This is a genomic window from Stenotrophomonas sp. YJH_SMC_80 (assembly GCF_059372495.1).
The window spans coordinates 23,001-31,632 of the sequence record NZ_JCAFVP010000017.1 but is presented as its reverse complement, the minus strand read 5'-3'; the positions used below and the strand labels follow the sequence as shown (position 1 = coordinate 31,632).

Below are 8,632 nucleotides of genomic sequence, written 5' to 3'. Positions count from 1 at the left end.
TGATAACGGCTCGTATTTGCATTTGATACCCATTCTCTTGAATGGGCGTGCAACAGCGGGTTCAGCGCATTGCACGCAGGCCGAGCAGGCCACGGCGCTTGAACCACCACTCCAGCGGCAGCGTCACCAGCGGCGGGATCGCCGCCAACAGGGCCAGGGCACTGGCCCACCACGGCCAGCGCAGGCGCACCGCCGCAAACAGGGTGACTGCCACATAGACCAGGAAGGCCACGCCGTGCAGCGGCCCGAACACCTTCACCAGCGCCACGTTGGCCATCGGGCCGTACTTCATCCACATGCCGATGAGCAGGCCGGCCCAGGTCACGGCCTCGATGAAAGCGACCGCCGCGAACAGACGGCCGGTCGGGTGCATGGGGGAACGTTGGGTCACGCGAAGCTCCGGCATCGGGGTATCAAATGCGAATGATACGCAGATGCGAACCTCATGTAGAGTGGGGCCGTGCTCGACCGCTGGAGCCCACCGAGGTGGACACCTACCGGAGCATGTACGGCAGAACCTGCTCCCCGATCTCGCGCAGCACCGCGTCCATCGGTCGCCCGTTGTCGACCAGGTTGAACATCACGTGCGCCACGCCCTGCGCATGCACGCGCAGCAGATAGTCACGCAGGCCATCGCGGCCGACCTTCAGGCCCAGCGGCAGCGGCTCGGCTGGCGCCTGCGGATCGGCCTGCAGATCCAGCAGCATCGACTGCACGAACGGCTTGCCTGGTCCGCCGCGCTGCGCCAGCGCCTGCTGCCACAGGCCGATGCGTCCTTCCTGCGCGGCCTCCTCGCGGTGATAGGTGGCCCAGCCTTCGGCCTCGCGCGCGATCCACTGCAGGCTCTGCCGCGCGGTACCCACCACCAGCATCGGAATGCGCGCTGCCGGCGCCGGCAGCACGTCGAAGCCACCCGTGGCCTGCAGTACGACGCTCCGCTCATCGGCCTCCGGTGACAGCGCCGCGCGCAGCAACGTCCAGCGCTCGCGGAAGGTCGCCGCCCTGCCCTCCAGATCCTCGCCGAATGCGGCGAATTCTTCCGGGCGGTCCCCCGAACCCAGGCCCAGCACGAACCGTCCGCCGCTGATCCGGTCCAGACTCAAGGCCGACTTCGCCACCTGCAGCGGCTGCCGCAATGGCAGCACGATGGCCGCGCTGCCGACCACGATGCGTCCGGTCGCGGCAGCCAGCATGCCCAGCCACAGGAACGGGTCATCCAGCGCGCTTGCTGTCGCGTCCGGACCCTGCGGCACCATCAGTGGTACATCACGCGTCCACAATGCGGCAAAGCCCAGATCATCGGCCAGTCGCGCAATGCGCCGCGCCTCATGCGGATCGGCCAGTCCATGCGCGGCGACAGGCGTCATCAGGCCCAGGCTCAGGCCCTGTTGCGGAAACAAGGCAGCGTAAGCAGGATTGAAATCACTCATGCCGCCAGCTTAGCGTGCAGGCCTGCGGCAACGATGACGCGCCGCCCACTACCGGAAGAACACTGCATGCCGACGATCCGCCCTGCCCACGTCGATGACCTGCCCGCGATCAGTGCGGTGTGCCTGGCTGCGTTCACTGCGGCGGTCGCGCCTTCGCTCAGCGCGGCCGGCATCGCCACCTTCGGCAGTGTCGCCGCTGCCGAAGCGTTCGGCGCGCGCCTGCACGGTGACAACCACATCCTGGTGGCCGAGCAGGACGGCCGTGTCATCGGCGTGATCGAACTGAAGGAGGGTCGGCACCTTGCGATGCTGTTCGTCGATCCCGCCTGCCAGGGCCAGGGCATCGGCCATGCTTTGTTCGAGGCGGTGCTTCCACAGGTGCGCGAGCCGGTCCTGACCGTGCGCGCCTCGCTCAATGCAGTACCGACCTACCTGCGCTATGGCTTTGCGCTGGACGGTGACGTCGGCGAGTTCAATGGGTTGGTGTATCAGCAGATGGTGCGGGCAGCGGCCTGAAGGCATCCGCCCGGCGTTGCCCGGCAATGCCCGGTGGGCGTCATGCCCTGCAGCACGCCCGTCATGAGCAAACTGAATCAGCGGGCTCCCCGGCGGTTCCTACAATGGCCTGTCACCCTGCCTTACGAGATGCTGCCGATGCGCGTCGCGCTTTCCGTGTTGCTGCTGGCTTCGGCGCTGAGCGCCTGCACCCCGGCCCCGGTTTCCACCGCCAACTCCGCCGAGGCACCCGCGCCGGCGTCCGCCATCGCCTGGCGCCAGGGCGATGTGGACGATGCCTTCGCCGAAGCCGCCGACAGCGGCAAGCCGGTGCTGCTGTACTGGGGCGCGGTCTGGTGCCCACCGTGCAACCAGCTCAAGGCGGGCCTGTTCAAGGACCCGGCCTTCATCGCGCTGACCAGCAAATTCGTGCCCGTCTATCTGGATGGCGACGAAGAAGGTGCGCAGGCCTGGGGCGAACGCTTCGGCGTACGCGGCTATCCGACCCTGATCGTGCTGGACCCACAGCGCAACGAAATCACCCGCGTGGCCGGCGGCAACGACGCCGCCGAACTGACCCGGGCACTGACCGTTGCCGCAGGCCGCCGCAGTGCCGTCGCCGCCACCTTGGCCACCGCGCTGGCGACGCCGGACCGCCTGGCCGCCGAAGACTGGCAGGTACTGGGCGACTACGGCTGGGAAGTGGACGCCAACCGCCTGGCCGGCGAGCGCAAGAGCCAGGACGTGCTGCGCCAGTTGTCCAAGGCGGCACCGGATGCCGCCCTGCAGCGTCGCTTCGCTCTGCTTGCCTTGGCAACAGCCGAAAAGCCCGATGCCTCGCCCACCGAAGTACGCGAGCTGCTGCAGGCGGTGCTGGCGCAACCGGCGGAAGTGCGCCGCAACCGTGAGTTGCTGGGCTATGCAGGCGTGCAGCTGGTCAAGCAGGCCAGCGCCGGCCCGGCCACCAGCAACACGCTGGGACAGCAGCTGCTGGTCGCACTGGAGCGCGCAGATGCCGAGCGCGGTGATCGCGCCGACGACGCGTTGTCGCGTGCGCTGACCGAAGTATCGCTGGCCCGCCAGCAGCAGCCGAAGGGTGCACTGCCCGCGGCCCTGCTTGAGCGGGTCAAGCAGCGCGTGGCTGCTGCCGATGCCGCCGCCACCGATGCGCATGCGCGCCAGGCCACGATCAGCAGCGCGGTCCATGCGCTGCGCGAGGTTGGCGACGACGCCGGTGCCGAGGCGCTGTTGCTGGCCGAGCTGAAGCGCAGCGAGCAGCCGTACTACTACATGCCCGAACTGGCCGAGCTGGCCGAACAGCGCGGCGATACCGCCGGTGCACTGGAGTGGTTGAAGCGCGCCTACGACGGTGCACAGGGCCCGGCCACCCGCGTGCAGTGGGGCGTGCTGTACGTGGAGGGCCTGCTGAAGCTGGCGCCGGACGACGCGCCGCGCATCGAGCAGGCCACCGCGTCGCTGATCGCCGAACTGGAAGCACAGCCGTCGGGCTACCACCAGCGCACCCGCCAGCGCTTCGAGCGCCTGGCCGGGCAGTTGAAGACGTGGAGCGGCAAGCACCAGGGTGCGGAGACGCTGGCGCGGCTGCAGCAGCGGATGCAGCAGGCATGCGGTGACCAGGTGGATGGTGCGTGCAAGGACTGGTTGAGTTGATGATAACGCTGGCAGCGGGCACGTCAGCGCGCCGGTGAGGTTCGAAAAGCGGGTTCTGGTAGTGCCGGCCGCTGGCCGGCAACCCGACCTTCGCTGATTGCCGGCCAGCGGCCGGCACTACCATGCCGCTCTTGCTCCCTTTCACGCGTTCCCCCTCCCGCCCCTTGACCTCAACCAATGTTGAGGTGCGATAACAGTCTCCCCACGGCCAGCCCTCTGGCCTTCCCCACGGAGATTGCTTCGATGTCGTACTCGCTTCCCCCGCTCCCCTACGCCTACGACGCCCTTGAGCCGCATTTCGATGCGCGCACGATGGAGATCCACCACAGCAAGCACCACCAGACCTACGTCAACAACCTCAACGCCGCCATCGAGCAGGCTGGCATCGCCGAGCAGCCGGTCGAGGCGCTGATCGCCAACCTGGATGCCGTGCCCGAGGCCCAGCGTGGCGCGGTCCGCAACAACGGCGGTGGCCACGCCAACCACAGCCTGTTCTGGACCGTACTCAGCACCCACGGTGGTGCACCCGATGATGAGCTGGCCGCCGCCATCGACCGCGATCTTGGCGGCTTCGATGCCTTCAAGGACGCCTTCACCAAGGCGGCGCAGACCCGCTTCGGCAGCGGCTGGGCCTGGCTGACCAGCGATCGCGATGGCCGCCTGCAGGTGGAAAGCAGCGCCAACCAGGACAGCCCGTTGATGGGTGCAGCCGTGGGCCTGTCGGGCAACACCCCGATCCTCGCACTGGATGTCTGGGAACACGCCTACTACCTGCACTACCAGAACCGTCGCCCGGACTACATCGGTGCGTTCTTCAACATCATCAACTGGGCCGAGGTCGGCCGCCGCTACCGCCAGGCCAGGGCCTCATGAGCGGCGAGACACTGCCGTACGCCGGGCCGTGGGCGGGGGTATTCCCCGCCCCGGCCCCGGTGCCGTCGGTCGAGATGCCGCCGCGCGCACTGCGGCGGCTGCTCGGCCACTTTCCTACCGGCGTGGCCATCGTCTGCGCACGCGATGCGCAGGGCAAGCCCATCGGCCTGACCATCAATTCGTTCGTGCCGGTGTCATTGCAGCCGCCCCTGGTGCTGTGGAACCTGGCATTGCACGCGCAGAGCCTGTCCACCTTCCAGCGCGCCACCCGCTTTGCGATCAGCGTGCTGGCGGCCGACCAGGAAGCGCTGGCCCGGCGCTTTGCCGATCCGCAGGTGCGCAACCGCTTCGATGGCCTGGCATTGCTGGATGACGACGAGGACGCCCCACCGCGCATCGCCGGTGCGGTCGCCCATCTCACCTGTACCCGCCACGCACAGTGGCCGGTGGGCGATCACCTGCTGCTGGCCGGCCGCATCATCGACGTGCACGAGAACGGCGGCGCGCCGCTGCTGTTCCATCGCGGCCGCTTCCAGCCCGGCCCGGCCGAGCTGCTGGTGGAGGTGCGCTGATGAACATCGAAGCTCTGGAATGCATGCTCGCCGCCGGCAAGGACGGCGCGCTGCTGCGCTTCGGCCTGGGCAAGGGCTGGCTGGACGCCGGCAATCCGGTGCGCGCGGCCACCCATCTGGGCCGTTGCGTGGTGCTTGATCCGCAGTACTCGGCGGCGTGGAAGCTGCTGGGCAAGGCCTGGCTGGCCAGTGGCCAGCCGCAGGCGGCGCGCGAAGCATGGCAACGCGGCCTGAGCGTGGCCGGCAGCAAGGGCGACCAGCAGGCACGCAAGGAAATGCAGGTGTTCCTGCGACGCCTGGACCGCGAGCAGGCGGACCTGGCGAAAGCGGGCTGAGTCGATCAGCCCGCGTTGGCCGATGCCGGTGCGGACATGATGTCCGACATCGGCAGGCGGCGCGGCTTGCTCGGGAACGCGTGACGCAGGATGCGCCAGACCACCTGGCCGAACTGGCGCGGCAGCGAGCCGTTGTTGTAGTGCTGGCCGTAACGGCGGCAGATGTCCTTCACTTCCTTGGCAATGGCCGCATAGCGGTTGGCCGGCAGGTCCGGGTAGAAGTGGTGCTCGATCTGGTGGCTGAGGTTGCCCGACAGCACGTTGATCAGGAAGCCGCCGCTGATGTTGGACGAACCCCGCAGCTGGCGCAGGTACCAGTGACCGCGCGATTCATTGCGCAGGCATTCCTTCGGGAAGGTTTCCGATTCGGCGGTGAAGTGGCCGCAGAAGATGATCACGTAGGTCCAGATGTTGCGCAGGCCGTTGGCCACCATGTTGCCCAGCATCACGGTGAGGAAGAACGGGCCGGCCAGCAGCGGGAAGAACACGTAGTCCTTCAGCACCTGGCGGGCCATTTTCCGCGCCACCGGGCGGGTCTGCATCCACATCGCACGGCCGCTGATGCGGCCCTTCAGCCAACGGCCCAGGCGCAGGTCCTGCGCGGCCACGCCCCACTGGAACAGCAGCGCGAAGATCGGTGCGATGATCGGCTGCAGCAGGTAGAACGGCTTCCAGCGCTGTTCCGGGAAGATGCGCAGCAGGCCATAGCCGATGTCATCGTCCATGCCACGCACGTTGGTGTAGGTGTGGTGGCGGAAATTGTGGGTCTTGCGCCAGTTGTCGGCGGTGGCAACGATGTCCCACTCGTAGGTGTTGCCGTTGAGCTTGGGGTCGCCGGTCCAGTCGAACTGGCCATGCATGACGTTGTGGCCCAGCTCCATGTTCTCCAGGATCTTCGACAGTGCCAGCAGCAGCGTGCCGGTGATCGCAGCCGGCCACAGCAGCGGCATCCAGAACAGCGGCGAGAATGCCGCCAGGAACAGCAGGCCACGGCCGCCCACGCCGAACCAGCGCACGGCGGCAGCCACCCGGCGGATGTAGCGGGTATCGGAAGCGCCGAGGCTGCCGATCACACGGTCGCGGATCGCGTCGAGTTCCTCACCGAAGGCATGCATCTCGGCAGTACTCAGGGCACGGTCGGTAGCGCGGGTCATGGCAGGCGTCCTCAGAGATCCAAAGTCAGGTCGGTGGTCGGTGCGCTCACGCAGATCCGCACCGGCTGTGCCGATTCGGACTGCAGGTCGCCGGTGCGCAGATGGCGGGTGGCGCCACTGACGCGATCACAGGTGCAGGTATTGCAGATGCCCATGCGGCAACCATGCTTGGGCTTGATGCCATGGGCTTCGAGGCTTTCCAGCAGCGAGCGGCCACGCGGCACGCTCAGCTGGCGCCCACTGCGCGCAAGCGTCAGCGACACTTCGCCTTCGCTGCTGGCATCGCGCAGCGGCGCCGGCGGGGTGAAGGCTTCGGCCTGGAAACCAGCCACCTGGTGCGCCAGGCGCTCACGCGCGGCAGCAACGAAGCCGTCCGGGCCGCAGGCCAGCACATGGCGCTGCGCCAGCGGCGTGTCATCGCCGGCCACCTGCAGATCATGGGTATCGATTCGCGCGGCCGGCGCCTCACCCTCGCGGGTGGTCAGCAGGTGCACGCGCAGGTTCGCATGGGCCGCGGCCAGCGCCTGCAGTTCATCACGGAACTGCAGATGGGCGGCGGTGCGCTCCCAGTAGAACAGGTCCACCGGCGCTGCCAGCGGGCGCTGGCAGGCGTCGCGCAACAGGCTGCGCATCGGCGTGATGCCGCTGCCGGCCGCCAGCAGCAGCACCGGCGCCGCGGCCGGCATATGGAACTCGCCGAAGGCGGCATCGAGGCGGAACAGTTCGCCCGGCTGCGCGTGGTTGACCAGGTGCTGGCTGACCCGGCCGCCATCGACCGCCTTGACGGTGATCGCCAGCTCGCGCCGACCCAGTGCGGTGGGGCTGTAGCTGCGCTGCCACAGGCGTCCTTCAATCTCGACGCCGAGGGTGACGTGCTGGCCAGCGCGCATGCCGGCCCAGTGCCGGTTGGTGCGCAGGACCAGGGTCGCCGCGCCCTCGCCGGCCGGCTCACGCCGGACCAGGCGGGCCACCGGCTCGCGCAGGGTCCACAGGGGATTGAGCTGGCCCGCCCAGAAATCGAACAGCGACGGCGAGACCCAGCGGTACGGAGAGAACAGGGACGGACGGACGACAGCGCTCATGAGCGAACTATACGGGCGCACATACACCTGTGTATACACGTGTATATTGAACCGGATTGGGTATGATTCAGCCTCGCCCCACCGGAACCCCCATGGCCGCCGCCACCGCCTTGTCGACGCCCGAAGATGCCAACAGCCCGGCCCGCCGTACGGTGAGCCGCGAGGATCTGCTGGCCGCCGCCCTGAAACTGATCGGGCCGCACCGCAGCCTGTCCACGCTCAGCCTGCGCGAAGTGGCACGTGAGGCCGGCATCGCGCCGAACAGCTTCTACCGTCAGTTCCGCGACATGGATGAACTGGCCGTGGCGCTGATCGACGCCGCCGGCCGCTCGCTGCGCACCATCATCGGCGAGGCCCGCCAGCGCGCCACCTCTACCGCCACCAGCGTGGTGCGCGTTTCCGTGGAGACCTTCATGGAGCAGCTGCGCGCCGACGACAAGCTGCTGCACGTGCTGCTGCGCGAAGGCGCGGTCGGCTCGGACGACTTCAAGCACGCGGTCGAACGCGAGCTGCACTACTTCGAAGAAGAGCTGCAGCACGACCTGGTGCGCCTGGCCGCACTGGATGGCGCCGTACTGCATGCCCCGGAACTGGTGGCCAAGGCCATCACCCGGCTGGTGTTCGCGATGGGCGCCACCGCCATGGACCTGCCGCCGGAGAAAGATCCGGAACTGGTCGAGCAGATCTCCACGATGATCCGCATGATCATCGTCGGCGCCCGCACCCCCGCCGCGTTCCGCCGCGGCTGACGATCGGCCCCGGGGCCGGGTCGCTTTCCTCAGGAAAGGGCACTGCCCCCGTCTCCCTGCCCCAAACGGCAACTCCAACTTCCGGACATGACGACCGGCAGGGTTGCCGGTCTTTTATGTAATGTTATAACACCGGCATGATCTGACTCGACCAGCGCTCCACTCGGAATTGCTGTGGCTTCTTTGTATAGCACTTGCTATATTGATGAGCCGCTGCTTTCATATGCGTCAGCCAGGTCGCCCTCGCCGCCTTTCTTCCCCAAGGACGACG

General features: G+C 67.9%; 10 protein-coding genes. 6 read left to right on the top strand and 4 right to left on the bottom strand.

Translation table 11 applies throughout. The features are described 5' to 3' along the window. Positions 1–61: 61 nt before the first annotated feature. Positions 62–373, bottom strand: a complete 312-nt coding sequence (locus tag AC5P99_RS19225; RefSeq protein WP_049403974.1) for a DUF3817 domain-containing protein — start codon at positions 371–373, stop codon at positions 62–64. 121 nt (positions 374–494) lie between these two features. Then, entirely contained in the window at positions 495–1,430 is a 936-nt protein-coding gene (locus AC5P99_RS19220) for a TIGR03571 family LLM class oxidoreductase (protein WP_495213445.1), read from the bottom strand. A gap of 66 nt (positions 1,431–1,496) precedes the next feature. Here AC5P99_RS19220 and AC5P99_RS19215 point away from each other — a divergent pair, with 66 nt between their 5' ends. The 5 genes from AC5P99_RS19215 (at position 1,497) to AC5P99_RS19195 (ending at position 5,376) form a co-directional block, all read left to right on the top strand. Beyond that, positions 1,497–1,946 (top strand): GNAT family N-acetyltransferase, encoded by a 450-nt coding sequence (locus tag AC5P99_RS19215; RefSeq protein WP_012480514.1) that lies wholly within the window; start codon positions 1,497–1,499, stop codon positions 1,944–1,946. Positions 1,947–2,075: 129 nt separating this feature from the next. Beyond that, positions 2,076–3,596 (top strand): thioredoxin family protein, encoded by a 1,521-nt coding sequence (locus tag AC5P99_RS19210; RefSeq protein ID WP_495213452.1) that lies wholly within the window; start codon positions 2,076–2,078, stop codon positions 3,594–3,596. A 243-nt stretch (positions 3,597–3,839) separates the two neighbouring features. Next, positions 3,840–4,469, top strand: coding sequence for a superoxide dismutase (locus tag AC5P99_RS19205; RefSeq protein ID WP_049451607.1), 630 nt, complete (start codon positions 3,840–3,842; stop codon positions 4,467–4,469). After that, positions 4,466–5,041, top strand: coding sequence for a flavin reductase family protein (locus tag AC5P99_RS19200; RefSeq protein ID WP_012480517.1), 576 nt, complete (start codon positions 4,466–4,468; stop codon positions 5,039–5,041). The genes AC5P99_RS19205 and AC5P99_RS19200 overlap by 4 nt, the downstream gene beginning before the upstream one ends. Beyond that, the gene (locus AC5P99_RS19195) at positions 5,041–5,376 is read left to right on the top strand and encodes a tetratricopeptide repeat protein (RefSeq protein ID WP_005409958.1); all 336 of its coding nucleotides are present in this window, start codon (positions 5,041–5,043) and stop codon (positions 5,374–5,376) included. Before AC5P99_RS19200 ends, AC5P99_RS19195 begins: the two co-directional genes overlap by 1 nt. A 5-nt stretch (positions 5,377–5,381) precedes the next feature. Here AC5P99_RS19195 and AC5P99_RS19190 read toward each other — a convergent pair whose 3' ends face one another. Together AC5P99_RS19190 and AC5P99_RS19185 are read right to left on the bottom strand one after the other, a co-directional pair. Continuing rightward, the gene (locus AC5P99_RS19190; protein ID WP_005413710.1) at positions 5,382–6,530 is read right to left on the bottom strand and encodes a fatty acid desaturase family protein; all 1,149 of its coding nucleotides are present in this window, start codon (positions 6,528–6,530) and stop codon (positions 5,382–5,384) included. An 11-nt stretch (positions 6,531–6,541) separates the two neighbouring features. Then, positions 6,542–7,612 carry a ferredoxin reductase gene (locus tag AC5P99_RS19185; RefSeq protein ID WP_171039742.1) on the bottom strand — a complete coding sequence of 357 codons (1,071 nt, stop codon included), beginning with the start codon at positions 7,610–7,612 and terminating at the stop codon, positions 6,542–6,544. A gap of 92 nt (positions 7,613–7,704) precedes the next feature. Between AC5P99_RS19185 and fabR the strand changes: the two genes are divergently transcribed. After that, positions 7,705–8,361 (top strand): HTH-type transcriptional repressor FabR, encoded by a 657-nt coding sequence (fabR, locus tag AC5P99_RS19180; RefSeq protein ID WP_005409961.1) that lies wholly within the window; start codon positions 7,705–7,707, stop codon positions 8,359–8,361. Positions 8,362–8,632 lie beyond the last annotated feature (271 nt).